The sequence below is a fragment of the Phenylobacterium sp. genome, from assembly GCF_025934275.1.
In the GTDB taxonomy this organism is placed as follows: Bacteria; Pseudomonadota; Alphaproteobacteria; order Caulobacterales; family Caulobacteraceae; genus Phenylobacterium.
Genome location: NZ_JAICYI010000016.1, coordinates 18,520 through 44,498 on the forward strand (window position 1 = coordinate 18,520; position 25,979 = coordinate 44,498).

28 protein-coding genes and 1 tRNA gene are annotated in these 25,979 nt (G+C 71.1%); 18 read left to right on the forward strand and 11 right to left on the reverse strand.

All coding sequences use genetic code 11. The features are described 5' to 3' along the window. Positions 1–9: 9 nt before the first annotated feature. The 4 genes from Q0W60_RS06005 to Q0W60_RS06020 form a co-directional block, all read right to left on the reverse strand. Positions 10–411 (reverse strand): hypothetical protein, encoded by a 402-nt coding sequence (locus tag Q0W60_RS06005; RefSeq protein WP_297693594.1) that lies wholly within the window; start codon positions 409–411, stop codon positions 10–12. Positions 412–492: 81 nt separating this feature from the next. Then, on the reverse strand, positions 493–1,002 hold the full coding sequence (locus tag Q0W60_RS06010; protein WP_297693596.1) for a 2'-5' RNA ligase family protein: 510 nt from the start codon (positions 1,000–1,002) through the stop codon (positions 493–495). Further along, positions 999–1,526: a phosphoribosyltransferase family protein gene (locus Q0W60_RS06015; protein ID WP_297693598.1), complete on the reverse strand. Its 528-nt coding sequence runs from the start codon at positions 1,524–1,526 to the stop codon at positions 999–1,001. The genes Q0W60_RS06010 and Q0W60_RS06015 overlap by 4 nt, the downstream gene beginning before the upstream one ends. Next, the gene (locus Q0W60_RS06020; RefSeq protein ID WP_297693600.1) at positions 1,519–2,358 is read right to left on the reverse strand and encodes a DUF3426 domain-containing protein; all 840 of its coding nucleotides are present in this window, start codon (positions 2,356–2,358) and stop codon (positions 1,519–1,521) included. The genes Q0W60_RS06015 and Q0W60_RS06020 overlap by 8 nt, the downstream gene beginning before the upstream one ends. Before the next feature lie 57 nt (positions 2,359–2,415). On the opposite strand from Q0W60_RS06020, the gene Q0W60_RS06025 reads away from it, so the two are divergent. From Q0W60_RS06025 to Q0W60_RS06040, 4 genes are read left to right on the forward strand one after another with little or no spacing between them, the layout of a single operon-like run. Continuing rightward, complete coding sequence (locus Q0W60_RS06025) at positions 2,416–3,144, forward strand: ATP-binding cassette domain-containing protein (protein WP_297693602.1); 729 nt, start codon at positions 2,416–2,418, stop codon at positions 3,142–3,144. Next, a complete protein-coding gene (locus Q0W60_RS06030) occupies positions 3,141–4,031 on the forward strand; it encodes an ABC transporter permease (RefSeq protein WP_297693604.1) in 891 nt (296 codons plus the stop codon). The genes Q0W60_RS06025 and Q0W60_RS06030 overlap by 4 nt, the downstream gene beginning before the upstream one ends. Continuing rightward, the gene (locus Q0W60_RS06035; protein WP_297693605.1) at positions 4,028–4,657 is read left to right on the forward strand and encodes a YdcF family protein; all 630 of its coding nucleotides are present in this window, start codon (positions 4,028–4,030) and stop codon (positions 4,655–4,657) included. Before Q0W60_RS06030 ends, Q0W60_RS06035 begins: the two co-directional genes overlap by 4 nt. Before the next feature lie 3 nt (positions 4,658–4,660). After that, the gene (locus Q0W60_RS06040) at positions 4,661–5,365 is read left to right on the forward strand and encodes a lysophospholipid acyltransferase family protein (RefSeq protein ID WP_297693607.1); all 705 of its coding nucleotides are present in this window, start codon (positions 4,661–4,663) and stop codon (positions 5,363–5,365) included. An 8-nt stretch (positions 5,366–5,373) separates the two neighbouring features. Here Q0W60_RS06040 and Q0W60_RS06045 read toward each other — a convergent pair whose 3' ends face one another. Further along, a complete protein-coding gene (locus tag Q0W60_RS06045) occupies positions 5,374–5,916 on the reverse strand; it encodes a gamma-glutamylcyclotransferase (protein ID WP_297693609.1) in 543 nt (180 codons plus the stop codon). Between the two features lie 32 nt (positions 5,917–5,948). On the opposite strand from Q0W60_RS06045, the gene Q0W60_RS06050 reads away from it, so the two are divergent. Beyond that, positions 5,949–6,992 (forward strand): DUF2125 domain-containing protein, encoded by a 1,044-nt coding sequence (locus tag Q0W60_RS06050; protein ID WP_297693611.1) that lies wholly within the window; start codon positions 5,949–5,951, stop codon positions 6,990–6,992. 1 nt (position 6,993) lies between these two features. Here the strand turns inward: Q0W60_RS06050 and Q0W60_RS06055 are convergent, their stop codons facing one another. Then, positions 6,994–7,263: a BON domain-containing protein gene (locus Q0W60_RS06055; RefSeq protein WP_297693613.1), complete on the reverse strand. Its 270-nt coding sequence runs from the start codon at positions 7,261–7,263 to the stop codon at positions 6,994–6,996. A 124-nt stretch (positions 7,264–7,387) separates the two neighbouring features. Between Q0W60_RS06055 and Q0W60_RS06060 the strand changes: the two genes are divergently transcribed. Both Q0W60_RS06060 and Q0W60_RS06065 read left to right on the forward strand, forming a co-directional pair. After that, positions 7,388–8,008 (forward strand): class I SAM-dependent methyltransferase, encoded by a 621-nt coding sequence (locus Q0W60_RS06060; protein WP_297693615.1) that lies wholly within the window; start codon positions 7,388–7,390, stop codon positions 8,006–8,008. 83 nt (positions 8,009–8,091) lie between these two features. Further along, a complete protein-coding gene (locus Q0W60_RS06065; RefSeq protein ID WP_297693617.1) occupies positions 8,092–8,991 on the forward strand; it encodes a Kdo hydroxylase family protein in 900 nt (299 codons plus the stop codon). Here Q0W60_RS06065 and Q0W60_RS06070 read toward each other — a convergent pair. Both Q0W60_RS06070 and Q0W60_RS06075 read right to left on the reverse strand, forming a co-directional pair. Next, positions 8,988–9,971, reverse strand: a complete 984-nt coding sequence (locus Q0W60_RS06070; protein ID WP_297693618.1) for a mitochondrial fission ELM1 family protein — start codon at positions 9,969–9,971, stop codon at positions 8,988–8,990. The genes Q0W60_RS06065 and Q0W60_RS06070 overlap by 4 nt on opposite strands. A gap of 30 nt (positions 9,972–10,001) precedes the next feature. Beyond that, positions 10,002–10,078: transfer RNA gene (locus Q0W60_RS06075), tRNA-Met, on the reverse strand. Between the two features lie 102 nt (positions 10,079–10,180). Here Q0W60_RS06075 and Q0W60_RS06080 point away from each other — a divergent pair. The 3 genes from Q0W60_RS06080 to Q0W60_RS06090 are packed head-to-tail and all read left to right on the forward strand — an operon-like array spanning position 10,181 to position 14,233. Next, positions 10,181–11,209, forward strand: coding sequence for a glycosyltransferase (locus tag Q0W60_RS06080; protein ID WP_297693620.1), 1,029 nt, complete (start codon positions 10,181–10,183; stop codon positions 11,207–11,209). 1 nt (position 11,210) lies between these two features. Continuing rightward, positions 11,211–12,962 (forward strand): asparagine synthase (glutamine-hydrolyzing), encoded by a 1,752-nt coding sequence (gene asnB / locus Q0W60_RS06085; protein ID WP_297693622.1) that lies wholly within the window; start codon positions 11,211–11,213, stop codon positions 12,960–12,962. A gap of 11 nt (positions 12,963–12,973) precedes the next feature. After that, entirely contained in the window at positions 12,974–14,233 is a 1,260-nt protein-coding gene (locus Q0W60_RS06090) for a PQQ-dependent sugar dehydrogenase (protein ID WP_297693624.1), read from the forward strand. A 3-nt stretch (positions 14,234–14,236) separates the two neighbouring features. Here the strand turns inward: Q0W60_RS06090 and Q0W60_RS06095 are convergent, their stop codons facing one another. Beyond that, positions 14,237–15,346, reverse strand: coding sequence for an NAD(P)/FAD-dependent oxidoreductase (locus Q0W60_RS06095; RefSeq protein WP_297693626.1), 1,110 nt, complete (start codon positions 15,344–15,346; stop codon positions 14,237–14,239). A 189-nt stretch (positions 15,347–15,535) separates the two neighbouring features. Between Q0W60_RS06095 and Q0W60_RS06100 the strand changes: the two genes are divergently transcribed. After that, the gene (locus tag Q0W60_RS06100; RefSeq protein WP_297693628.1) at positions 15,536–16,462 is read left to right on the forward strand and encodes a sulfotransferase domain-containing protein; all 927 of its coding nucleotides are present in this window, start codon (positions 15,536–15,538) and stop codon (positions 16,460–16,462) included. Here the strand turns inward: Q0W60_RS06100 and Q0W60_RS06105 are convergent. Together Q0W60_RS06105 and Q0W60_RS06110 are read right to left on the reverse strand one after the other, a co-directional pair. Further along, positions 16,444–16,887 carry a hypothetical protein gene (locus tag Q0W60_RS06105; protein WP_297693630.1) on the reverse strand — a complete coding sequence of 148 codons (444 nt, stop codon included), beginning with the start codon at positions 16,885–16,887 and terminating at the stop codon, positions 16,444–16,446. The genes Q0W60_RS06100 and Q0W60_RS06105 overlap by 19 nt on opposite strands. 127 nt (positions 16,888–17,014) lie before the next feature. After that, entirely contained in the window at positions 17,015–20,461 is a 3,447-nt protein-coding gene (locus tag Q0W60_RS06110) for an indolepyruvate ferredoxin oxidoreductase family protein (protein ID WP_297693632.1), read from the reverse strand. A 142-nt stretch (positions 20,462–20,603) separates the two neighbouring features. Between Q0W60_RS06110 and Q0W60_RS06115 the strand changes: the two genes are divergently transcribed. The 7 genes from Q0W60_RS06115 to Q0W60_RS06145 all read left to right on the forward strand — a co-directional run bounded on the left by Q0W60_RS06115 (position 20,604) and on the right by Q0W60_RS06145 (position 25,957). Then, positions 20,604–21,101, forward strand: a complete 498-nt coding sequence (locus tag Q0W60_RS06115) for an Lrp/AsnC family transcriptional regulator (protein WP_297693634.1) — start codon at positions 20,604–20,606, stop codon at positions 21,099–21,101. A 25-nt stretch (positions 21,102–21,126) separates the two neighbouring features. After that, positions 21,127–22,020, forward strand: coding sequence for a pirin family protein (locus Q0W60_RS06120; protein WP_297693636.1), 894 nt, complete (start codon positions 21,127–21,129; stop codon positions 22,018–22,020). 84 nt (positions 22,021–22,104) lie between these two features. Next, positions 22,105–22,545 (forward strand): YciI family protein, encoded by a 441-nt coding sequence (locus tag Q0W60_RS06125; RefSeq protein ID WP_297693638.1) that lies wholly within the window; start codon positions 22,105–22,107, stop codon positions 22,543–22,545. 5 nt (positions 22,546–22,550) lie between these two features. Next, positions 22,551–23,735, forward strand: a complete 1,185-nt coding sequence (locus Q0W60_RS06130; RefSeq protein ID WP_297693642.1) for a serine hydrolase domain-containing protein — start codon at positions 22,551–22,553, stop codon at positions 23,733–23,735. A 72-nt stretch (positions 23,736–23,807) separates the two neighbouring features. Further along, the gene (locus tag Q0W60_RS06135; RefSeq protein WP_297693644.1) at positions 23,808–24,218 is read left to right on the forward strand and encodes a YciI family protein; all 411 of its coding nucleotides are present in this window, start codon (positions 23,808–23,810) and stop codon (positions 24,216–24,218) included. After that, positions 24,215–25,471, forward strand: a complete 1,257-nt coding sequence (locus tag Q0W60_RS06140) for an RNA polymerase sigma factor (protein WP_297693646.1) — start codon at positions 24,215–24,217, stop codon at positions 25,469–25,471. Before Q0W60_RS06135 ends, Q0W60_RS06140 begins: the two co-directional genes overlap by 4 nt. A 60-nt stretch (positions 25,472–25,531) precedes the next feature. Further along, positions 25,532–25,957 carry a VOC family protein gene (locus Q0W60_RS06145; protein ID WP_297693649.1) on the forward strand — a complete coding sequence of 142 codons (426 nt, stop codon included), beginning with the start codon at positions 25,532–25,534 and terminating at the stop codon, positions 25,955–25,957. Positions 25,958–25,979 lie beyond the last annotated feature (22 nt).

The window sequence follows — 25,979 nt, forward strand, 5'->3', positions numbered from 1 at the left end:
CGCCGCGTCCTACATGTCCGCGCAGCTCTCCGGGTTCACCGACTTATAGGGGCTGCGGCTCCAGACGCCCTTGGTCTTCTCGAACAGCGCCGCCGAAGAGGCGGGCTGCGAAGCGCCCTTGTCGTCGAAGCCGGACCAGGTCATGTCGGCGACCACCTTGACCGAGACGCCGCTCGCCTGCTCCTCCGGCGTGATCACCCGCTGCGCCTTGCAGGAGATGTCGAACATCTCGCACTTCTGGGCCGGGTCCTTCGACCTGCAGCTCCGATCGGTCGCAGCGACCTCGTTCTTCCAGGCGCGGATCGCGTCCTCGAGCCCGGCGTAGGGATCGCCCGCGGCGCCGTTCGGCCGTCCGCTGCAGCCGGCCAGGAGGATAAGGCTGAGGGCGAGGCCGCCCGTCACGATCTTCAAGAGGCGTTGCTCCGATGAGGGCCCGTGCTCAAGCCAAAGACTTGCGGCCCCAATATGGCGAACACGATGGCGAGGGGGCGCTTACGCCAACAGGAAGCGATCCACCTCGCGCCAACGGCGACGCACGGTGGTGAACAGCGAGACCGCCTCCACCCGCTGCCGGATGGGCGGATCGAGGCGGCGGCGAAGCTCAGGCTCCAGCGCGGCGAGGTCAAGCCCCTCGCCGAGCGCGACCGTCACGTGCGGGATGACCGTCTCGAACTGTCCGCCATAGGGCGGGAACTCCGGGAAGGCCTTGGCCAGCGCGGCGCCAAGGGCGATGACGCCCTCGGCCGGATCGGGCGCGATCCACAGCGCCTCCGGGAAGCGGCCCATGCGGGCGAAGCTGAGATCGAAGGCGGGAAAGCGGCGGACCGCCTCGGCCAGGCGGGCCCGGGGCGTGGGGCCCAGCCGCACGGGGTCCATGAACGGATAAAGCAAGGTGACGTGCGCCGGCATGCCCTGGCGCGAGGCCGGATCGTGACGGGCGCGCAGGTCGCCGACGCGCTCGTCGAGCTCGGGCGCCAGCAGGACCAGGCCCGATGAGCTCAATCCAGCGCGCCGACGTAGGGCAGGCCGCGCAGCGCCCCGGCGGCGTCCATGCCGTAGCCCACCAGGAAGCGCGCCGGCGCCTCCCAGGCGACGAACTCCGGCTCGATGGCGCGCTTCGCGGGCCAGGGCTTGCGGGCGAACACCGCGGTTGAGACGTCCTTCGCACCCGCGTCGCGGACCAGCCGGGCGGCCTCGGAAAGCGACAGGCCGGTGTCGCAGACGTCGTCGACGATCAGCGCCCTGCGTCCGGCCAGCGGCCGCTGCAGGTCGGCGCGCACCTCGCAGCGGCCGAGGCTCGCGCGCTCGTCGCCGTAGGAGGCGAGCCACAGCGCATCGAAGCCGACGTTGCGCCCCAGCCTGGCGAGCGCGCGGGTGAGGTCGGCGCAGAACCACAGGCCCCCGGTGAGCAGGCAGACGGCCACGGTGTCGTCGTCGATGCGAGGGGCGATCCGGCGGGCGACCGCGGCCACCCGCTCGGCGACCTCGGCCTCGGTGAGCAGGATGGCCGGCGCCTGCTCAGCCATGTTCGGTGAGCGAATCGGGCGTTCCGGGCGGCAGAGGCTGGGCGTCCACCGGCTCGACCGCCGGCTGCGGCGGGAGGCTCGCGCCGACCGAGGCCGCGCGCCGGGCGTCGGGGCCTTCGAACCGCACCTCCAGGTCCTGGGCGTTGGCCGGCGGATCGGCGATGGCGATGGCGAAATGGCGCAGGGCTCTGGCGGGGATGCGGGCGTCGAGCGGCCGGGCGATCTTGGCGGCCACCGCCTGGCCCGCGCGGTTCAAGAGGTTGATCCGGATCGGCGGCGCGTCCAGGGCCTCGTCCTTGACGTTGCGGATGGAGCCCGTGACCGAGAGCACCGGCCGGCCGCCCTGGAAGGTGGGCTCCACGCGCACCGCTTCGATGATCAGGCCGGGACCTTCCACCGGCAGGCCGAGACCGGCGTAGGCCGCCTGGCTGGTGGGCCAGATCCGCACCACCTGGGCCCGGAACAGGATCGCCGAGGCGACCACGCCGATGACCGCGACCGCGGCGGCGGCCCACATGAAAGCCTTGGCCTTGGCTTCCCGCGCCGGCGAGAACCCGGGCCCGTCCGGCCTCAGACGGAACGGCTCGCGCACCGGTTCGGCCGCGACCACCGCCAGGTCGTCGGCAAGGGCCGGGTCCGGCGCGACCTTCGTCTCGGCAGGAGACTGGCGCGCCTCCGGCTCGCGCTCAGGCGCAGGTTCGGACGGCGGCGGCTCGCGGCTCGCGGTCCAGCGCGCGCCGCAGCTCGTGCACTTCACGGTCCGGCCCGACGCCGGGATCCGCGAATCCTCCACGAAATAGCTGGTGGCGCACTCTGGACAGGTCAGTATCATTCGAGCGAATCGGACGCTTTCCAGCAACCTCACCCGAGGTCGCCGATTTCGGCCTCCATGTCCACAAGCCCGAACGCCGCCGCGCAGCCTGATGGCGCCGAGGAGATCGTGCGTTTCGACGCCGTGTCTATGCGCTATGGCCAAGGACCCGAGGTGCTGAGGAGCTTGGATTTCACGCTCGCGCCGGGCTCGTTCCATTTCGTCACAGGCTCTTCCGGGGCGGGCAAGACCTCGCTCCTGCGGCTGATCGCGCTGGCCGCGCGGCCCTCGGACGGCCGCATCGCGCTGTTCGGCCGCGACGTGGGCCGCATGCCGGCGGCGAGCCGGCCGGCGCTGCGCCGGCGGATCGGGGTGGTGTTCCAGGACCTGCTGCTGCTCGATCACCTGTCGGCGTTCGACAACGCCGCCCTGCCCCTGCGCATCTCCGGCCGGCGCGCCTCGGAGTATCGCGGCGACGTGGCCGAGCTGCTCGCCTGGGTGGGCCTGGGCGCGCGCATGGACTCCATGCCGCAGACGCTGGCGGGCGGGGAGAAGCAGCGGCTGGCCATCGCCAGGGCCGTGGTCAACCGGCCGGAGATCCTGCTGGCCGACGAGCCGACGGCGAATGTCGATCACGAGATGGCGCTGCGCATCTTCCGACTCTTCGTCGAGCTCAACCGGCTGGGGGCGACGGTGCTGATCGCGACCCACGATCAGGACCTCGTCGCCCGCTCGGGACGGCCCGTCCTGCATCTCGACGAGGGCCAGCTCACGCAGAGGGCGGCCTACGGCGCCGAGCCTGCATGACCGCCTTCGATCCGGTCCGCTGGCGCCCGGCGCCGCTGCTGCCGGAGGCCGACGTGCGCGATGGCGCGCTGCTGTTCGTGGTGGCGGTGCTCTGCTTTCTGGCCTGCCTGACCGCGATCGGCGTGATCGCCTCGGATCGGGCCGCGCGCGGCTGGATCGGCCAGCTGGGCGGGGAGGCGACGGTGATCGTCCGGCCCACACGCGGCGAGACGCCGGATGCGGCCGCCGCGCGGGCGGCCGAAGCGCTGGCGGGGACTCCCGGCGTGGCCGAAGCGCGGGCGCTCGAACCTGCCAAGGCCTACGACCTGATCCGGCCCTGGCTTGGCGACATCAGCGACCTCGAAGACCTGCCGGTGCCGCGGCTGGTCACCGTGACGCTCGACAGGAAGGCGCCCGCCGACGCCGCACGGCTGACGGCGGCCCTGAAGGCGCAGGACGTCGACGGCGCGGTCGACGATCACAGCCTCTGGATCCGCGGCGTGAAGCGCTCGGCCAACCTGGCGCGGGGATTGGGCGCCGGCATCTTCCTGCTGATCGCCGCAGCGGCCGCCGCGGTGGTCGCCTTCGCCACGCGGGCGGGGCTCGCAGCGCGTCACGACGTGGTCGAGGTGCTGCACCTTTCGGGCGCCGGCGACGACTTCATCGCCGGTCTGTTCCAGGCCCGGTTCGCGCGCATGGCTGCGGTGGGGGGCCTCGCCGGGGCGGGCGCGGCGGCCCTGGTCGGCGCAGCCCTCCGGCTGGCGGGCGGCCCGCAGGGCGTGACGCCGGCGCTGCCGGTCTCTTGGGTTGATCTCCTGGCCGTGCTGCCCTGCCCGCTGGCGGCGGCCATGGTCGCCGCCGCCGCCGCCCGGTTCACCGCCGCCGGGCTGATCCGGGCGCTCGAATGAGGAGCGTCGCGGCCTTCCTGGTGCTGGCGCTGATCTGGACGTCGGGCCTCTTGGCCTTCGCCGCCCGGGTGCAGCAGTCGACGCCCGCCCCGGAGCCGCAGGTCGCCGACGGCATCGTCGTCCTGACGGGCGCGTCGTCCAGCGAGCGGATCGCGGCCGGCGTCGACCTGCTCTCCAACGGCTTCGGCAAGCGCGTGCTGGTCTCGGGCGTCAATCGCGAAGCGAGCCGCGAGGACATCCGCCACGTCTCGGGCGCCGTGAAGCGGCTCTACGACTGCTGTGTCGATCTGGGCTTCACCGCCGCCACCACCGTCGGCAACGCCCGCGAGACCGCCGACTGGGTGAAGGCGATGCGGTTCAAAAGCCTGATCGTGGTGACGGCGGACTACCACATGCCCCGCGCCATGCTCGAGCTGAAGGCGGTGCTGGGTCCGCAACACGTGTCGCTGCAGACCGTGCCGGTCGCCACCTCGGCGCTCAACGCCCGGCGCTGGTGGCGCTCGCCGACCGCCGCGCGGTTGATGGTGGTGGAATATTGCAAGTATCTGGCGATCCTCGGCCGCGAGCTCATCCTGAGTCTCGGTCCCCGTGACCGGGGCGGACCCGCGGCGCCACGGAAGGCCTGATCCTTGATCGTCATCCGCTCGCTTCTCTACGTGGCGCTGTTCTACCTCTGGACCGCGCTCGTGGCCGTCGTCTGCACGCCGATCCTGCTCGGACCGTCGAACTGGACGCTGGCGATGTTCCACCTCTGGGGCCGCGGCGTCGTGCGGCTGCTGGTGGTCTGCGGCGTGCGCGTGGAGGTGCGCGGACGCGAGCACATTCCGACCGGCCCGGCGCTGGTCGCGCCGAAGCACCAGTGCATGCTGGACGTCTTCGCCCAGTTCACCTGGCTGCCGGCTTCGGTGTTCGTCATGAAGAAGGAGCTCAACTGGATCCCGTGGTTCGGCTGGTACGCGGCCAAGGTCGGCACCATCGACATCGACCGCGGGGCCGGCGCGAGCGCGCTCAAGCAGATGGTCCGCGAGGCCAAGGCGCTGTTCGCCCGGGGACGCCAGGTGGTGATCTTTCCGGAAGGCCACCGCGGCGAGCCGGGGATCGCCGGCGAGTACAAGCCAGGCGTCGCGGCGCTCTATCGCGAGCTCGCGGTGCCGGTCCACCCGGTGGCGACGAACTCGGGCGTCCACTGGCCGGCGCACGGCCTGATCCGCCGTCCCGGAACGATCGTCTTCGAGTACCTCGAACCCATTCCGCCGGGCCTGAAACGTGCGGAGTTCATGCGCATGCTGGAGGCCCGGATCGAGACGGCGTCCAACAAGCTGCTGACGGTGTAGTCCCCGGCTCAACGCAGGGACTTGAGCTCCCGCGCCTCGACCAGGCCCAGGAGCGTCTCCATCGCATGATCGCGCACGCCCGCTTCGCGCAGGTGATGGATCAGGTCGCGCAGGTAATCGACGTTGCGGCCGGAGACGCCGCTGGCGCCGGCGATCAACTGGGCTTGATGCTCCAGGCTGAGCGCGCCGGCCCACTGCGCGTGGCGGACGTCTGAGAAGAACACCAGCGCCTCGACGCGGCGGCCATCGGCGAGCCGCACGTGCCGGGTGGTCTCGAAGTAGGTCTCGGTCGGCTGCTCGCGCTCGCGCAGGTAGGCGTAGGCGACCGCCCAGTCGGCCTCGGCCACGCGGTAGGCCGTCCCGCGCGTCGCCCCGCCGGGCGCGAGGCCCAGCACCAGGCCCGGGCGCTCGTAGGTGCCGCGGTGATGCACCGAATAGATGCAGAAGGCGCGGCGGCGTCCGTGTAGGGTGGCGGCCGTTCGCTCCACGTAGGGAAAGTCCGGCCGCCACATCAGCGAGCCATAGCCGAACACCCATCGCTCGCCAGCCATCCGCCGCGCCCGCACCGCCGAAGCCCTGACGCATGTCTCTGCCCGATCCCGCCCCCGCCCGCAAACCGAGCCGCCTGGGCCTCTATGCGCCGATCGCGATCCTGCTGGCCCTGATCGCGGCCTGGTCGATCGCCTGGTTCGCGGCGCGCAGCCAGGCGCAAACGCGGATGGATGCGGCCGTGGCCGGACTGGAGCAGTCGGGATACCGGATCGGCTGGAGGCGGCGCGAGATCGGCGGCTATCCGTTCCGGATCGACGTCACGCTCAGCGACTTCAAGGTGCGCGGGCCCTCCGGCTGGGGGCTCTCCGCGCCGACGCTGGAAGGCGAGGCCTATCTCCTGTCGGTGACGCATTGGATATTCGCCGCGCCGGCCGGGCTCACCTTCGTGCGGCCGGAAGCCGGTCCGGTCGCGGTCAGCGGCAAGCTGATCCGGGCGAGCCTCAGCCACTTCGACCAGCGGCCGCCGAGCTTCGATCTCGAAGGCGTCGGCCTGGCCTTCCAGCCGGCCCCGGGCGGGCAGCCGTTCGCGCTCTCGGCCGCCGACCGCGTGGAGTTCCACCTGCGCGCCGGTCCGGACGACCAGGGCGGGGTGTTCCTGGAGGTCGAGAAGGGCAAGGCGCGGCTCGCCGGCCTGTTCGCGCGCATCGCCGGCGGCAAGCCGATCTCGATCGTCTGGAACTCGACGCTCTCGAAGATGAGCGCCTTCACCGGCAAGGACTGGCCCGCGGCCGTGCGTCACTGGGCGGACGCCGGCGGCCAGATGACCGTCCGGCAGGCGGGCGTCACCGCCGGCGAGGCGCTGATCGGCTGCAACGCGGGCACGCTGAGCGTCGGCGCCGACGGGCGGCTGCAGGGCGTGCTGGACGTGACGCTGCGCCAGGCCCCGCGGGCGCTGGGCGCCATGGGCGAGAGCGGGGTGCTGCCGCGCGAGACGGCCGACGCCGCCGCCGCGGTCGCCCGAGCCCGCGAAGGCGCGGATCATGCCGCTCGGGCCACCCTGGATTTCCAGGCCGGGCGGACGACCCTCGGGCCGGTCTCGATCGGGCCTGCGCCGAAGGTCTACGATACGCGCTGATCTATGGGGCCAGCAGGCCCGTGCCGACGCCGCCGCTTTTGGCCTGCACCAGCAGACCGTTGCGCACGCGCTTGACGCCCAGCACTGCGGCGGCGACCTGCTCGGCCTGCCGGCAATCGGTTTCCGACCAGGCGACGCCGCTCAGGCGGACCTCGCCGTGGTCGGAGGTGACTGCGATGTCGGAGGCGTCGAACCCGGGCGCGTGTCGCAGCCGATCCAGGACCTCCAACCGGATCCGAAGATCGGACGTGGGATATATCGGCTCGGGCATCACGCGCACCTCCGTACAGACACTTCTCCACCAGCTCCTCGATCCTACGCCGCTTGCCAGCTTCACCGGGCTCACAGCTTCGCGACTGACGCAACGTAAAGCGCAACTCGTGCGAAAACATGGCATGGCCTCGCTCTACGAACGCGTCGTGCTGCCCAAGATCCTCACCTGGGCCTGCTCGCAGAACCCCATCTTGCGCCAGCGGCAAAAGGTGGTTCCCGCCGCCGAGGGCCGCGTCCTCGAGCTCGGCGTCGGCATGGGATACAATCTGCGCCACTACGATCCGGAGAAGGTCACCTCGATCACCGGCATCGACCCCTCGCCCGAGCTACGCGCGATCGCCAGCCGGGCCGAGCGCGACCCGCGTCTCGAGGTCCGCGTCGAGGACGCGACCGCCGAGGCGCTGCCGTTCGATGACGCGAGCTTCGACAGCGTGGTCTGCACCTACACCCTCTGCTCGGTCTGCACGCCCATGGCGGCCCTGTCGGAGGCGCGGCGGGTCTTGAAGCCGGGCGGCCGGTTCCTGTTCTGCGAGCATGGGCTATCCCCCGACCCGGGCGTCGCCAAGTGGCAGCGGCGAATCGATCCTGTCTGGTCGAAGCTGCTCGGCGGCTGCCACATCAACCGCCCGGTCCGCGGCGCCCTGGAGGCGGCCGGCTTCCGCACGGAGCAGGTGGAGACCATGTACCTTCCGAAGATGCCGCGGATCGCCGCCTGGAACGAGTGGGGCGCGGCGCGACCTTGAGGCCGGGGCGGCGCCGTCGCCGCGCGCCTCCCGCTGGTGTATGGGTTGCGCCCTCCACGCCCGCTCCGATCGAAGGTCCCTCGTTGGTCAAGCGCGTCCAGAAGCTCCGATCCCGCACGCCGGCCACGCCGCCCAGCGAAGGACCCGTCGCTGTCGTCGCGCGCAGCGACGCCGATCGCGCCATGGCGCTCCTGGAGCACGGCCACGTGCTGGTGCTGCCGGACCTGACGTTCGACGTGAGCGAGGCCGCCGATGTCATCTACGCCGACGTCTCCGACGCAGGCGTGAAGAACGTCAGTTACAATCCGGCGAACGGCGAGTTGAAGGGCACGCCGCTCGACGGGACGGCGCGCGAACGGCTGGCCGACGCGGTCGCCCGCTATTCCGATTGGGCCGAGGCCCTGGTGCGCGAGCTCCTGCCTGCCTACGCCAAGGGCCTGGAGAAGGGCCGCACGAGCTTTCGGCCCCGCGCCGCCGACCACAACCTCTCCAAGCGCAAGGACGACCGGCGCCTGCACGTCGACGCCTTCCCGTCCAATCCGGTGCAGGGGCGGCGGATCCTGCGGGTGTTCCGCAATGTGAACCCGGCCGGGGAGGCGCGGAACTGGCGGGTGGGCGAGCCCTTCGCCGACTTCGCCGCCCGCTTCCTGCCGCAGACCCGGCCGATGGCGCCGGGCATGGGCGCGATCCTGCAGGCGCTGCGCGTCACCACGGGCCGGCGGAGCGCCTACGACCACCTGATGCTGCAGCTGCACGATGCGGCCAAGGAGCATGACGAGTACCAGGCGCACGGCCCGCGCTGGGCGGCGGACTTCCCGGCCGGCGCCACCTGGATGTGCTTCACCGATTCGGTGGTGCACGCCGCGCTCGGCGGCCGCTACGCCTTCGAGCAGACCTTCTATCTTCCGGTCTCGGCGATGGGGGATCCGGCCGCCTCGCCGCTCAGGATCCTCGAGGCGATGACCGGCCGCAGGCTGGTCTAGCCGCTGCGGCGGCTGGCGAGCAGGGCGCGCAGCGCGTCGCCGGCCTCGGCGGTGGCGTCGAGCGGCGGGTGGCTCGGGGCCTCGACCCCCTCCTGCAGGAGCCCCACCATGCCGCGGTCGAACAGCGTCTGGACGAAGCCCGCGTGCCGCTTGCGCAGATTGAGCACGAAGACCTCCACCGGATGCGGCGTGGCGAGCGCTTCGGAGACCATGGAGACCGAATCGCCGGTGACCACCAGACGATCGGCGAGCGCCAGGGCGCCGAGATAGGGATTGTCGCCGCTGCGGTCCCAGACGCGTGCGGTCGAGTCGGCCCCGAACGCCCGCGCGAACACCGCAAGTGCGGCCTCCGGCGTGCGGCGCGAGGGAACGAGGAGCAGCCCGCCGCCCGTGCGGGTCCTGAGCGCCGTGAGCCGGCGCGTCAGCTCGTCGGCTTCCTGGGCGCCGAACGGGCTGTTGCTGGTGGGGCCGCCGATGAGCACGCCGATCAGCGGCCGAGGCAGGTCGGAGAGGCGGTCGCGCCAGGCCTCGGCGGCCTTCGCAAGCCGCTCCGGGGAGATGTCGTGCATGGCGGTCAGCACCTTGACGACCTTGGGTCCGGAGATCTCGTCGTGCGCCATGGCGACGACGAGGTCGAAGCCGTCGAGCGGGGCGCGCGGGTCCTGCACGTGCGCCAGGACGGCGCGGCCGCCGGATGCGCACTTGGCGGCGAGGCCGATGATCGCCGAGCGGCGGCCGCAGGTGACGACCACGTCAGGCCAGGGCGGGCGCAGGCCATCGCCCCTCGATTCGTCGATCCCGGCGAGCACGCCCGGCCAGCCCGCCGGAAACCACCGTTGCGGCCAGCGGACGCTGACCACCTTTTCGACCACGGTCTCGGCGACGGCCGCCGCCAGGCCCCGCGCCTGGGTCCGCATGCCCGCCTCGCCCGTGGTGATCGCCCAGGCGGTCAGCGGCAAGGGTCGGGAGGGCTTGGCCAAGGACGGGATCGCTTGCGTTGCGGAAGGCCGTGGTAGCTGGGGGCGGGCTCGAACCGCCGACCTGCGGGTTATGAATCCGCCGCTCTAACCAGCTGAGCTACCCAGCCACGGCTCGCGCGGCTCGGCGCGAGGCGCGGGTTATAGGGTTTCGGTTCCAGCCCTTCAAGCGGCTTGGGTCGCCGCTCCAGAACCGCTAGCTTCCGGCCGGGATGAGCGTCCTCCACCTCTTGGGCACGGCCGGCGAAGGCGGCGCGGAGACCTATTTCGTCGACCTGGTCACTGCGCTCGGCCGGGCGGGGGTGGCCGAGGCGGCCGCCATCCGGCCGCATCCCGGGCGCGAGTCGGCGCTGCGGCGCGAAGGCCTCGCCGTGGAGACGTTCGGTTTCGGCGGCCCGCTCGACGTGTTCACCCGACGCCAGGCCGCGAGCTTCGCAAGACGCCAAGGGACGAAGCTGACGCTCGCCTGGATGAGCCGCGCCGCACGCCACACCCCCAAGGGGCCCTGGGCGCGGATCGCCCGGCTCGGCGGCTACTACAACCTCAAGTACTACAAGGGCTTCGACACGCTCGTCGCCAACACCGAGGACATCGCCGACTGGATCGTCGGCCAGGGCTGGCCGGCGGGACGCGTGCGCTGCATCCCGAATTTCGCCAGCGCGCCCGAGGCCGTCGCCCCGATCGAGCGGGCGAGCCTGGACACGCCGGGCGATGCGCCGCTGCTGCTCGGCATGGGGCGGCTGCACGAAGCCAAGGCGCACGACGTCAGCCTGGCGGCGCTCGCCAGATTGCCTGACGCCTACCTGTGGATCGCCGGCGCGGGACCGGAGGAGGCGAAGCTCAGGGCGCTCGCCGAGGCGCACGGCGTCGCCTCCCGGGTGCGCTTCCTGGGCTGGCGGACCGATCCGTCCGCGCTCTACCGGACCGCCGACATCTGCCTGTTCCCGTCGCGCTACGAGCCGCTGGGCAACGTGGTGATCCAGGCCTGGGCGCATGGCCTCGCGGTGATCGCCGCCGAGAGCCAGGGGCCGAAGGCGCTGGTCCGCGCCGAAGAGGATGGCCTGCTGGTGCCGATCGACGACGCCGAAGCGCTGGCGGAAGGCGCTCGCCGGCTGATTGAACAGCCGCAGTTGCGGGCGAGTCTCGCCGCCAAGGGCCTGGCGCGCGTCGCCGCGGAATTCTCGCAGGAGGCCGTGGTCGGCCACTGGACCGACCTGTTCGCCGACTACGGGGCGCTCTGAGATGTGCGGAATCGCCGGCGTCCTGGGGGGCGACGCGGCCGCGCGCGCCATCGCTCCGCAACTGATCGCGGCGCTCGCCCACCGCGGGCCCGACGGGATCCGCATCGAGGACGCGGCCGGCGCGGCGCTGGCGCACGCCAGGCTCTCAATCATCGACCTGGAAGGCGGCTGGCAACCGCTGCATGCGGCCGGCTCAACCGTCATCGGCAATGGGGAGATCTACAACTACGTCGAGCTCGCCCAGGACTTCGGCCTGCAAGGCGTGCTGGCCACCGGCTCCGACTTCGAGCCCTTCCTGCACCTCTATGCCCGCGAAGGGGAGCGCGCGTTCGATCGCCTGCGCGGCATGTACGCGCTCTGCCTGATCGGGGCGGATGGGCGCGCCTGGCTCGCTCGAGACCCGTTCGGCATCAAGCCGCTCTACATCATGGAGCATGCGGGCGGGCTCGCCTTCGCCTCCGAGCCGCGGGCGTTCTTCAAGGCGGGGCTGATGGCGCCGGTGCTGAACGAGCGGCCGGCGAGGGAACTCGTCTCGCTCAACTACACGCTCGGCGAACGGACGACCTTCCAGGGCCTGCGGCGGGTCGCTCCAGGCGAGATCATGGAGGTGCGCGACGGCCGGATCGTCAGCGGACGTCGGCGGCCTTGGCTCCTCCCTCGCGCCGCCAGCGCCGACTCCGCTGCTCCACGGTCACCCTCCCCCATCCCCTCGAAGACGAGCGGGGAGCGAGACGTCCTCAGCCGGCTCGACGCCGTCCTCGAGGATAGCGTCCGCGTACACCAGCGCTCGGACGTGCCCTACGGCCTGTTCCTCTCCGGCGGGATCGATTCGGCCGCTATCGCCACCCTGATGGCGCGGCTGAACGAGCGGCCGGTGACCGCCTTCACCTGCGGCTTCGAGGCGGCTGGGGCAAAGGACGAGCGGGCGCAGGCCGAACGGGTGGCCCGCGCGCTCGACCTCGACTGGCGCGAGACCCGGTTCGACGAGGCGGACTTCTGGCGGATCCTGCCGCAGGTGGCCTGGGCGCTGGACGATCCCACCGCCGACTATGCGACGCTCCCGACCTACAAGCTGGCCGAGGCGGCCAAGGGATCGCTCACCGTGGTGCTGACCGGCGAGGGCGGCGACGAACTGTTCGGCGGCTACGGACGGTATCGGCGGGCGCTGCGGCCGGCGTGGCTCGGCGGCCGGCCCGCGGAGCCGCGGCCCGGGGACGCAGGAGTCCTGGCCCGCTGGCGGGCGGAGGCCAAGCCGCCGCCGGGTCTCACGCCGCTGCAGCAGGCCCAGTGGGCGGACGTCACGACCTGGCTGCCGAACGACCTGCTGCTCAAGCTCGACCGCTGCCTGATGGCGCACGGGCTCGAGGGACGCACGCCATTCCTCGATCCGCAGGTGGCCGCCTTCGCCTATGCGCTCCCGGACCGCTTCAAGGTGCGCGGCCGCTACGGGAAGTGGATCCTGCGCAAGTGGCTGGAGCGCACCTGCCCGGCGGCGCAGCCCTGGGGGCGCAAGCAGGGCTTCACGGTTCCGGTCGAGGCCTGGATCGCGCCGCGCGCACCCGTTATTGGCGAGCGGATCGCCGGTTTCGAGGCGGTCAGGCGCCTGCGGGGGGCGGACGAGGTGAAGGCCCAGTTCGCGAACGAGCGCGCAACCGGGCGCTGGCCGCTGCTGTTCTTCGCGGTCTGGTCGCTGATCCACCTGGAAGGCGCGGAGCCCAGGGCCGCGCTGGAGGCGGCGGTGGGCGCCATCTGAGGAGGCCAATCATGCGCATCGCCCTCTCGATCCTCATGTTGGGTCTGTTGGCGGCATGCAGCCCCCCGGGGGCCAAGTCGCAGGCGGACGCCGCCGGGGCGCACGCCGCTGCGGCGGCCTCGGACGACAACGCGCCGGAGGAGACCGATCCGCCGAACGCCACGGGCCAGCACCCCGCTTTCCCCGGCCAGACCCGAGCGCCCGCGCTGCACGCCAATGTGGCCTTCCGGGTCGCCACGATCGCGCGCGGACTCGACCATCCGTGGGGCGAGGCCTTCCTGCCGGATGGGCGCCTGCTGGTCACTGAACGGGTCGGGCGGCTGCGCATCATCGGCAAGGACGGCCGGCTTTCCGCCCCGGCCAGCGGCGTCCCCGCGACTGTGCAGGGCGAGCAGGCCGGCCTGTTCGGCCTGGCGCTGGATCCGAAGTTCAAGACGAACGGCCTGGTCTATTTCGCATACATGGAGCCGCGGGCCGGCGGTTCGGGCCTGAGCGTCGCCCGCGCGCGGCTCACCGAGGCCGCCGGCAAGCCTGCGCTGCAGAACCTCGCCGTGATCTTCCGGGCTGAGCCTGCGCTCTCCGGGAACGCCAACATCGGCGGGCGGATCGTCTTCGCCCCGGACGGGACCCTGTTCATCACCGTCGGGGACCGTTTCTCGCCGCCGAACCGCGCCAGGGCCCAGACCCTGGACAACGACATCGGCAAGGTCGTCCGCATCAACGCCGACGGCTCGATCCCGCCGGACAATCCCTTCGTGGGAAAGGCCGGCGCGCGCGGCGAGATCTGGTCGTACGGCCATCGCAATCCGGAGAGCGCGGCGATCAATCCGTGGACGCACAAGCTCTGGATCGTGGAGCACGGCCCGCGCGGCGGCGACGAGGTCAACATCCCCGAGGCCGGCAAGAACTACGGCTGGCCGGTGATCACCTACGGCATCGACTACTCGGGCGCGCCGATCGGCCAGGGCGTCACCCAGCACGCCGGCATGCGGCAGCCGATCTACTACTGGGACCCGGTGATCGCCCCCTCGGGCATGGCCTTCTACGACGCGAGCCTGTTCCCGGCCTGGAAGGGCAGCCTGTTCGTGGGCGGCCTCGCCTCGACGCACCTGGCGCGCCTGACGCTGAAGGGCGACCGCGTGGTCGGCGAGGAATGGCTGCTGCAGGACATGGGCATGCGGATCCGCGACGTGATCGTCGGGCCCGACGGCGCGCTCTGGTTGCTGACCGACGATACCGACGGGAAGGTGCTCAGGTTGGCGCCGAAGTGAACGTCAGAGATCGAGCCGGCTCGCCACCTCCTCGCCGATGGCCAGCGATGAGGTGAGGCCGGGGCTTTCGATGCCGAACAGGGCGACCAGGCCGGCGATCCCGTGCGCCTGCGGCCCGTCGATGCGGAAGTCGCCCTGCGGCTCGCCCGGACCGTGCAGCTTGGGCCGGATCCCGGCGTAGTCGGGAGAAAGCGAGCCGTCGGGCAGGCCGGGCCAGAACTTGCGGATGTAGCTGTAGAAGCCCTCGGCCGCGGCCGGATCAACGCTGTATTCCGGCTCGTCAACGAAGATCAGGTCCGGGCCGAACACCGCCTGGCCGCCGAGGTCGCGGCGATAATGGGTGCCGAGCGCGCCGGGAATCGGCGGCGGATAGATCAGGTGCGAGAACGGCGCCTTGCCCTGCAGCCGGAAGTAGCGGCCCTTGCCGTAGTGACCGCCGGGAATGGCCGCAGCCGGAAAGCCCTCGATCGAAGCGGCGGCCGCCTGGGCCGAGAGCCCCGGGGCGGTGACCAGCCAGCGGCACGTCAGCGTCGCCGGCTCGGCGCCCCCGGCGCGGACCTCGAAGCCGCCGCCCGGCAGCGGGCGCGCCCCTTCGAACGGCGTCGCCAGCACCACCGCTCCGCCGGCCGCCTCGATCTCGCCTTGCAGGGCCAGCATGTAGCCGTGGCTGTCGAACACCCCGCTCTGCGGCGAGAAGAGCGCCGCCTCGCAGTTCAGCTCGGGCTCCAGGGCGAGCGCCTCGGCGCGGGAGAGCCTGGCCATCCCCTCGACGCCGTTGGTCGTCGCCTGCTCGAAGATCGCCTCGAGCCGCGGGAGATCCGCCGGCGCGGTGGCCACCACCAGCTTGCCGCAGCGGTCGTAGGCCACGTGGTGCTTGTCGAGGAAGGCGTAGAGGCGGCGGCGTCCCTCGACGCAGAGCCGCGCTTTCAGCGAGCCGGTCGGATAGTAGAGCCCGCCGTGCACGACCTCGGAGTTGCGCGACGAGACGCCCTGCCCGATCGCGGGTTCGCGCTCCAGCACGGCCAGGCTGAGGCCGCGCTGCGCCAGCGCATGGCCGCTCGCCAGGCCGACAGCGCCCGCCCCAACCACCACGGCGTCGAAATCGAAATCCATGGCCCCGCCTACTGCATGCCTCGCCGCCTGCCTAGCGGCGCTGAAGGCGCCAACGCGCCGCCGGGCCGCGGCGGGCGCCGGACGCGGTCCGGCTCGACGAGACCGAGTGAAGGAACCGGGTTCGACGGGACTCGCGCCTGCTGCGCCCCAGAGCTAGGCTCACGGTGCAAAGTCGCGGGAGATGCCGCCATGGATCAGATCGCGCCGCATCGCGCCCGCAGCCTGGCGGAGTTCGCAGCGCTGGCCGGCAAGATGTTCGTCCCTTCCGAGATGGCGGCCGCGATCGCCAGTTACCGGCCGCGGCCCACCGATTTGATCATCTCGCCATACGGCAAGTGCGGCACCACTTGGCTGCAGCAGATCTTCCACACCCTGCGCACCGGCGGCGACCTGGACTTCGACGACATCTCCCGCGTCGTGCCCTGGATCGAGACGGCGATGGTCACCGGCGTCGATCTCGAGGCGCCGCAAAAAGCCGCGCCGCGCGGCTACAAGAGCCACCTCGGCTATGATCGCGTCCCGAAAGGCGCGCGCTACATCGTGGCGTTCCGCGATCCCAAGGATGCCTTCGTCTCCATGCACCATTTCATGTCGGGCTGGTTCCTGGAGCCGGGGGCGGTCTCGCTCGGCGAATTCGCCTTGACCTGGTCGAGCCGGGTGGAGCTGGGAACGGACTACTGGAGCCACCTGAAGAGCTGGTGGGCCGAGCGCGACAACCCGGCTGTCCTGCTGCTCTCCTACGAACAGATGCTGGCGGACGCCGCGGGGACGATCCGGCGCGTGGCGGCCTTCTGCGGCCTGCCGCTGGACCAGCGCCTGCTGCAGCACACGCTCGAGCGCTCATCCATCGGCTTCATGCTCGAGCACAAAGCGAAGTTCGACGACCTGCTGATGCGCACGGCTTCGGAGCGGCGCTGCAACCTGCCGCCGGGCAGCGACTCGGCCAAGGTTCGCAAGGGCGGCTCCGGCGCGGGGCGGCAGGAGCTGCCGAGCGAGGTGGCCGACGCGCTCGATGCGCAGTGGCGGACCCTGATCGCGCCCGAGCTTGGCTTCGCAGACTACGCCGCGTTCGAGCAGGCCGTGCGGACGAGGACCCTTCAACCTGCCTCGAGCTGATGCTTGCCGGTCACCACGCAGCGGACGCCTGAAGGCCGCGCCTCCACCTCCGCGGTCAGGCCCGGGCCGATGTCGAAATAGACCGATCGGCCGTGCGCGGTGACTGCGATCGCCGCAGGCGCGGTGAGCCGGCAGGCCGGATAGGGCGGCCCGAACGGGCCATCGTGCAGGACTGTGCAGTCGGCGTCGCCGCGGCGGCGCGCGAAGGCGGCGCCCTGGAAGACGAAGCGGCGCGGCGGGTCGCGCCAGCCGCGGTAGAAGGCTGCCTGCGACACCTCCCGGCAGGCCTCGCCCCGGGCGCCCCGCCGCGGGTTGTCCGGATCGGGCGCGCCGGCCGCCACGCCGATCAGCGTCGGGATCATCGCCAGCGTCAGGATCGGGCCGCCGACGCCCACCGCCATGCCGATGCTGCGGACCAGCGACACCACACGCCCCTTGCGCGGGGATGGAGCGCGCCTGCCGCCAAAATCTCGCGCCATGGCGCGCTCCTCGGCCTGGGGAGGCCAAGCAGGAGGTTACGCTCGTAATTTATTACGTCAATAATCTTTGATGTCAGGCCGGAACCGGCTCGCGCACCTGCGCGAGGTTCTCCCACTCCCGCCAGAGCCGCGCCTCCTCGGCCTCGGCCGGACCGACCGACGCCTCCTTGATGTGGCCGAAGCCGCGGATCTGGGCGGGGACGGAGGCGATCTTCGCCGCCGTCTCCAGGCGCTCGGGCGTCAGGCCCTCGAGGAGCCGGTCCAGGGAGGCTTCGTACCCAGCCAGCAGCCGGCGCTCCATCTTGCGATCGGCGGTGCGGCCGAACAGATCGAGCGGCGTGCCGCGCAGGCGCTTGAGCTTGGCGAGCGCCGGAAACACCAGGTCCAGCATCCAGCCGCCGAAGGCGATCTTCCTCGGCCGACCCGCCGCATCCTTCGGCGCGAGGATCGGCGGCGAAAGCCAGACCTTCGCGCGGCCGCCTTTGAAGGTCTCCGCGCGGTAGGCGGCGAACCGACCGTCGACGTAGAGGCGCGCCACCTCATATTCGTCCTTGTAGGCCATCAGCTTGTGGAGGTTGACCGCGGCGGCGCGGGCGAGCGCGCCCGATCCGCCCGCCTTCGCCTCGGCCGTGCGGACCCTCTCCACCCGGTCGAGGTAGCGGCGCGCGTACGCGGCGTCCTGGTAGGCGGTGAGCTCCCTCGCCCGATGCTGGATCAGCTCGTCCAGCGGCATGGTCTCGGGCGTCGGGACATCATCCTGGCGCTTGCCGCGGGCGGACGGGTCATGGGCGGCTTTGCGGCCCAGCTCGAACGCCTGCAGGTTGGCCTCGGCGTCGACGCCGTTCAGCCGGATGGCGCGATAGAGCGCGCGGCTGGAGACCGGTATCACGCCCTTCTGCCAGGCGAAGCCGAGCATGATCATGTTGCCGTAGATGGCGTCGCCGAGCTGATCCACCGCCAGCGTCTGGGCGGGCACGGAGTCATAGCTCTTCACCGCCGCCTGGATGCGCCGCGCCTGGGCGTCGGAATCGAAGCGCACGTCGCGGTCGGTCACGAAATCGGCTGTCGGCGTGAAGTCGCAGTCGCCCACAGCCTCGGTGCGGTCCTTGGCGTAGAGGGCGAGCGCGTCGGGCCCGGCCGCCACAAGGACGTCGCAGGCGATCAGCACGTGGGCGCTCGCCGCGGGGATCCGGCCGCCGACATTGGTCTCCTCGGTCTCGCCGAGCCGCACGTGGCTGAAGACGGCGCCGCCCTTCTGGGCGAGTCCGGTCATGTCGACGACGGAGGCCGCGCGGCCGTCCACGTGGGAGGCCATGGCGAGGATCGAGGCGACGGTGGTGACGCCCGTGCCTCCGACGCCCGTGAAGAGGATGTTCTTCACGCCGCTGAAAGCCTCGAACCTCGGCAGGGGCGTGGAATCCGCGGTCAAGGCCGGCATCGCCTCGCGGTGCGGATTCTCCGCGCCTTCAACGGTGACGAACGACGGGCAGAACCCCTCCAGGCAGGTGTAGTCCTGGTTGCAGGTGGACTGGTTGATCTTCCGCTTGCGGCCGAACTCGGTGTTGAGCGGCTCGACCGAGACGCAGTGGGAGGTCTTCGAGCAGTCGCCGCAGCCTTCGCAGACCAGCGGGTTGATCATCACGCGCTGGGCGGCGGGCGGCATCTTTCCGCGCTTGCGGCGGCGGCGCTTCTCGTTGGCGCAGACCTGGTCGTAAAGCAGCACCGTCACGCCCTCTGTGGCGCGCAGCTCGCGCTGCACCTTCATCAGTTCGGAGCGGGGCTTCACCTCGACCCCGGGCGCGAGGTCGGTCACGGCGTCGTACCGCTCGGGCTCGGCGGCGACGATGACGATCTTCCGCACGGCCTCGGCGGCGAGCTGGCGGGTGATCTGCGCCGGGCTGAAGCCGCTCTCCGGCGCCTGCCCGCCGGTCATGGCGACGGCGTCGTTGAACAAGAGCTTGTAGGTGATGTTCGAGCCCATCGCGATCGAGGCGCGGATGGCGAGGGAGCCCGAGTGGTTGTAGGTGCCGTCGCCGAGATTGGCGAACACGTGCTTCTCGGTGGTGAAGGAGTGGGCGCCGGCCCAGGTCAGACCCTCCGCGCCCATGTGACTCGTGAGGTCCGTCTGCGGATCGGAGAAGCTCGCCATGTAGTGACAGCCGATGCCCGCGAGCGCGCGGCTGCCTTCCGGGAGACGGGTCGAGGAGTTGTGCGGGCAGCCGGAGCAGAAATAGGGCTTGCGCTGCTGATCGGACGACAGCGTCACCGCGGCCATCGAGGCCGCCGAGACGCGGGTGAGATAGTCGTGCACCCGATCCATGTGCGGACCCGGCGGCAGGCGGTCGGCGATGGCGAGCGCGATCTCCGCCACCGACAGGGCGCCCAGCTCTGAAAGCAGCGGATGGCCGTGCTCGTCGGTCTTGCCGACGATCCGCGGCCGGGCGTGCGCGGGCAGATCGTAGAGCACGGCGCGGGCCTGGGTCTCCACCAGCGGGCGCTTGTGCTCGACGACCATCAGCGTCTGCTGGCCGGCGGCGAAGGCGCGGACGCCCGCCGGCTCGAGCGGCCACGGCATGCCGACCTTGTAGATCGAGACGCCAAGGTCGGCGGCTTCGGCGAACGAGATTCCCATCGCCGCGAAGGCCTCGATCACATCCTTGTAAGCCTGCCCCTGGCAGATGATGCCAAGACGCGGCCGGGCCGAAGCCAGCATCACCTTGTCGAGGCGGTTGGCGCGGGCGAAGGCGAGCGCGGCCGGAAGCTTGTGGGCGCGCAGCCGCCGTTCCTTGTCGAGCGGCTGGTCCTTCAGGCGGATGCCCAGGCCCCCGGGCGGCATGCGGACGTTGTCGGGAACGATGAGCTTGTGGCGCGCGAGCGAAACATCGATGGTCGCCCCGGAGTCCATGGTGTCGGCGAGCGCGATCAGCGCCACCCACAGGCCCGAGAAGCGGCTCATGGCGTAACCCATCAGCCCGAAGTCCAGCACCTCCTGCACGTCGGCCGGCGACAGCACCGGGATCTCGGCGTCCTGGAAGGCGAACTCCGACTGCGACGGCAGCGTCGAGGACTTGCAGAAGTGGTCGTCTCCGGCCACCGCCAGCACGCCGCCCTTCGGCCAGACGCCGGCGAAGTTGGCGTGCTTGAACGCGTCGCCCGAACGGTCCACGCCCGGCGCCTTGCCGTACCACATGCCGAACACGCCATCGTAGCGCGCGCCCGGGAACAGGTTCGCCTGCTGACTGCCCCAGACGGCCGTGGCCGCCAAGTCCTCGTTGAGGCCCTCCTTGAAGACGATATTCGCCTCGCTGAGGAACCTCTCGGCCCGGTGCGCCTGCTGGTCGAGACCGCCGAGCGGCGATCCGCGATAGCCCGAGAGGAAACCCGCCGTATTGAGGCCCGCCTGCTCGTCGAGCCGACGCCGGTCGAGCAGCACCCGGATGAGCGCCTGCACGCCGGTGATGAAGACTCGGCCCTCGGTGAGCACGAATTTGTCGTCGAGGGTGACTTCCGAGTGCCGCATCGCAATATTCTTCCTTTCGGCCCTCGCGCCCGCTTTGGAATGATCATATAAGAACGGAGCAATTGCTTACCAAAGACGTGCCCGGCCTTCGCAGTTCCGGGGCAAGAACAGCGCGTGTAAGCGGCGAGAGAAGGAGGAAAACTTGTCGGAGGCATTAGACGCCGTCGATGCCAAGATTCTCGATCTGATCCAGCACGACGCGGCCTTGTCGGTCGCCGAGATCGCCGATCGGGTCGGACTCTCGTCGAGCCCCTGCTGGCGGCGCATCAAGCGACTGGAGGACGCCGGGGTCATCCAGCGGCGCGTGACCATCCTCGACCGCGAACGCCTGGGCCTCGGCTTCGAAGTCTATTGCACCGTGAAGCTGTCGCTGCCCACCAAGGACAATCTGGACGCCTTCGAGCAGGCGATCGCGCGGCTGGCGGAGGTCGTGCAGTGCGCGACCGTCACCGGAGCGGCCGACTACGAGCTGCGCATCGTCACCCGCGACATGCACGCCTTCGACGACTTCCTGCGCGACAAGATCCTGTCGCTGGGGCTGGTCTCCAACATCGAGAGCCGTATCGTGATCCGCTCGGTGAAGAACACGACGGCGGCTCCGCTCGGCCTGATCAGCCCGTACGTGAGCGCGCAGGCGTAGCCCTCGCCGACGTGCAGGAGAGGCCATGATCCAGCTCGTCATCGACCAGCGGCGCCGCGATCTCGGCGGCTTCGAGGTTGGGCGCGTGCTGCCGCACCATGGCGGCAGGATGGTCGGCCCGTTCATCTTCTTCGACCACATGGGCCCGGCCGACTTCCAGGCGGGCTTCCCGCGCGACGTCGACGTGCGCCCGCATCCGCACATCGGCCTTTCGACGCTCTCCTACCTGTTCGAGGGCGAGATGACGCACCGGGATTCCACCGGCGCGATGCAGGTGATCCGGCCGGGCGAGGTGAACTGGATGACCGCGGGCTCGGGCGTCACCCACTCCGAGCGGTTCGAGACGCTGCGCGCCAACGGCGGCCGGATGAACGGCATCCAGACCTGGCTCGCCCTGCCCCTCGAGGCCGAGGAGACGGAACCCTGGTTCGCGCATTACGACGGCGAGGACCTGCCGACCTACGACGGCGGGGGCATGTGGGCCCGCCTGATCGCGGGCGAGGCGTTCGGCGCCAAGTCGCCCGTGGAGGTCTCCTCGCCGCTGTTCTACGTCCACTGGCGACTCGACGCGGGCGCGACGGCGCAGCTCGAGTCGAAATACCCGGAGCGGGCGGCCTACGTGGCGCAAGGCGTCGTCGAGGTCGATGGACAGCAGTTGCACGAAGGCCAGATGGCGATCTTCGAGCCAGGAGCGACCGTGCCGGTGATCGCGGTCACGCCGGCGATCGTCCTGCTGCTCGGCGGCGAGCCGGTCGGCGAGCGTTTCATCGAATGGAACTTCGTCGCCTCCTCCAGGCAACGGATCGAAGACGCCAAGGCCGATTGGCGCGCCGGGCGCATGAAGCTGCCGATCTTCGACGAAAAGGAATGGATCCCATTGCCCGGTGATCCGCCGCCGCCGGCTAGCCCGATGAGCTGATCCGGGCCGGCAGGCCCCTGTCCGACGGCTGTCGGATTCGCCAGGTCGCGTGCGTCCTTCGGCCGACAACGCAAGGAGACCGCCATGCGCTACCTGATGATCGTCAAGGCGACGCCGCAATCCGAATCCGGCCAATTCCCGCCGGAAGCGGCGACGATGTTCGCCGAGATGGCGGCCTTCAACAACGAGATGATCGAAGCCGGCGTCATGCTGGACGCCGCGGGCCTGAAGCCGAGCTCGGCCGGCAAGCGCGTCCGCTTCGAGGGCCGCGGCAAGACCATCGTAACTGACGGCCCGTTCGCCGAGACCAAGGAGCTGATCGCCGGCTACTGGGTCATCCAGTGCAAGGACATGGGCGAAGCGCTGTCCTGGGCCAGGCGGGTCCCCTTCCACGAGGGCGAGGTCGAGCTGCGGCCCTTCCACGAACCGGAGGACTTCCAGGGCCTCGCCTCCGACGAGGTCATCGCCCAGGAGCAGGCCTGGCGCGACGAGCAGATGAGGAACGCGCCCAAGACGCCGGCCTGAGCGTCGTGGCCGTCGCCTTCACCCCCGCCGGCCTCGGCGCCTTGCAGCGCATCGTCGACGAAACGGCGGCGCGCGGCGGGGCGCCGGGGCTGGTGGGCCTGGTCTCGCGCGGCGCCGAGACGCACGTTGTCACGGCTGGAACCCTTGCGGTCGACGGGGCCGAGCCGATGCGGCGCGACACGCTCTTCCGCATCACCTCCATGACCAAGGCCGTGACCGCGGCGGCGGCGATGATGCTGATCGAGGAGGGCGCGCTCTCGCTCGACGAGCCGGTGGGCCGCCTCGCGCCGGAACTGGCGGTGATGAAGGTGCTGCCCAGCCTGGACGCGCCGCTCTCGGCGGCGATCCCCTCCCCCCGGCCGATGACCGTTGAGGACGTGATGAGCTTCCGGCTGGGCTGGGGGGTGATCATGGCGCCGCCGGGAACCTCTCCGGTGCAGCAGGTCATCGCGGGGCAGCAGCTCGTCGGGTTCGGACCCCCGGACCCCAGCGTGCCCTATGGCCCCGACGAGTACCTCCGCCGGCTTGGCCAGCTGCCGCTGTTCAGCCCGCCCGGCCGCGACTGGCGCTACACCACAGGCTCGAACGTGCTGGGCGCGCTGATCACCCGCGCCGCCGGCCGGCCGCTGCCGGAGGTCTTGCGCGAGCGCATCTTCGAGCCGCTCGGCATGACCGACACCGGCTTTCACGTCCCGCCGGAGAAGCTCGCGCGGCTTCCGCCGGCCTATACGGCGCAAGGCGTCCACGACCCGCCGCAAGGCGCCTGGAGCCGCAGGCCCGCGTTTCCGCAGGGCGACTCGGGGCTCGTCTCGACGGCGGACGACTTCGCCGCGTTCGCCCGGTTCCTGGAGACCGGCCGCGATGCGCGGGAGCGGGTGTTGCTCCGCCCGCAGAGCCTCGCGGCGATGAAGACCAACCACCTCACGCCCGAGCAGGCCAGGCGCGGCGCGCCCTTCCTCGCGGCGGGGCAGGGCTGGGGCTACGGCTTGGGCGTGATGTTCCAGGAAAACCCGCAGGACCTGCCCTTGGGGACCTACGGCTGGATGGGCGGCTTCGGCACCTCCTGGATGACCGAGCCGGGGCGCGGTCTCGTCGCGCTGCTGATGACGCAGCGGATGTTCGACGGCCCGGGCGGCGGCGCCGCGCACGCGGCGTTCCACGCTGCGGCGCTGGCGGCGGCACGCGTCTGACACCCGAAAATTTCACTTGGCCTTGTCGGCGCCTCTGGCGCTCAGTCGTCCTCGGATAGCGAGGACGCGCCCATGCTCTACACCCTGCTCTGCTACAATTCCGAGGACATGGTCTTCTCCTGGAGCCAGGAGGAGGACGACGCCGTCATGGAGCGCCTGCATCAGGTGCACGGCAAGCTGCACAGCCAAGGCAAGCTCGGCCCGTCGCTCCGGCTGATGGCGACCACCACCGCCGCCACACTCCGCAAGTCTGACCCGCCGGTCGTCGTCGACGGTCCGTTCGCCGAGACCAAGGAGCAGCTGCTGGGCTTCTACGTCGTCGACGTGGAGAACCTCGACGAGGCGCTGGCCATCGCCAAGGACCTCGGCCAGGCCAATCCCGGGGGCTCCTACGAGATCCGCCCGGTGCGTCTGTTCCTGCCTGGAAGCCTGCCGCAGAGCGCCCAGGAATCCGCTGCGGAAGCGGCGACGGAAGACGCATGAGCGCCGACCTCGCCTGGATGGATGCGGCGCTGACCTCGGCGCGCCCCCAGGCGATCGGGGCCCTGCTCCGCTACTTCCGCGACCTGGAGACCGCGGAGGAGGCCTACCAGGACGCCTGCCTGCGGGCGCTGAGGGCCTGGCCGCAGAACGGGCCGCCGCGCGATCCCGCCGCCTGGCTGATCATGGTCGGCCGCAACGCCGCCCTCGACGCCAAGCGAAAGACCGCGCGCCTGGACGAGCTGCCGCCCGAGGAGGCCCTCTCCGACCTGGATGACGTGGAGACCCCGCTCGCCGAGCGGCTGGACAGCGCCAACTACCGCGACGACATCCTGCGCCTGCTGTTCATCTGCTGCCACCCGCAGCTGCCGCCGACCCAGCAGATCGCGCTGGCGCTCAGGGTGGTTTCCGGCCTGTCGGTGAAGCAGATCGCCCGCGCCTTCCTGGTCTCGGAAGCCGCCATGGAGCAGCGGATCACCCGCGCCAAGCGCCAGGTCGGGCGCGCCGACATCCCGTTCGAGACGCCCAGCGACGAGGAGCGGGACGCCCGGCTGTTCGCCGTGATGGCGATGATCTACCTGGTGTTCAACGAGGGCTATTCCACGGCCGCGAAGGACGCCGCCGCGCGCATCCCGCTCTGTGATGAGGCGATCCGGCTGGCGCGCCTCCTGCAGCGGCTGTTCCCGTCGGAGCCCGAGGTGATGGGGCTCACGGCGCTGCTCGTCCTGCAGCACTCCCGCGCCGCCGCCCGCTTCGACGCCGAGGGGAACGTCATCCTGCTGGACGACCAGGACCGCAGCCGCTGGAATCGCCAGCTCATCGGCGAGGGTCTGGCGCTGATGGACAAGGCGCTGCGCCACAACAGCCCGGGGCCCTACCAGATCCAAGGCGCGATCGCCGCCCTGCACGCCCGCGCCGCCAAGCCCGCCGAGACCGACTGGGCGCAGATCGAGCGGCTGTACGTGGCGCTGGAGCGGCTGACGCCCTCGCCGGTGATAAGGCTCAACCGCGCCGTGGCGGTGAGCAAGGTGGCGGGCCCGGCCGCCGCGCTCGCCATGATCGAACCCCTGGAACCGGCGCTCGAAGGCTATTTCCACTTCCACGGCCTGAAGGGCGCGCTGCTGAAGGAGCTCGGCCGCAGCAGGGAGGCGCGCGTCGCCTTCAACCGCGCCATCGCACTCGCCAATACCGCGGCCGAAGCGGCCCACATTCGTCTTCATCTCGATCGGCTGGAGAATGACACCACCGCCGCGTGAGCCCGTGTCGGGACCGCGCCGGCGCCTTCGTCCTAGGGTCGTAAGATGGAGGATCGGACCATGACCACCGAAACCCTAGAAGCCCCGAACCCGCAGGCCCTCCCTCCGGTGAAGGGCGGCGTCTCGCCCTACCTCACCGTCGACGGCGCAGCCAAGGCGTCCGACTTCTACCAGCGCGCGTTCGCCGCCGAGGAGGTCACCCGGATCGGAGGGCCGGACGGCAAGTTCATGCACATCCACCTCTACATCAACGGCAGCTCGGTGATGCTCTCCGACGCCTATCCGGAGCACGGCCATCCCTGGCAGCCGCCAGCCGGCTTCACGCTCACCTTGGAGGTCGACGACGCCGACGCCTGGGCGGATCGCGCCATCAAGGCGGGCGCGACGGCGGCGAACCCCGTCTCCGACATGTTCTGGGGCGCCCGCTGGGGCACGGTCCGCGACCCGTTCGGCGTCGAGTGGGCCTTCAACGCCCCGAAGCGCTAGAATTCGAGGAGGCGAAGGGCGT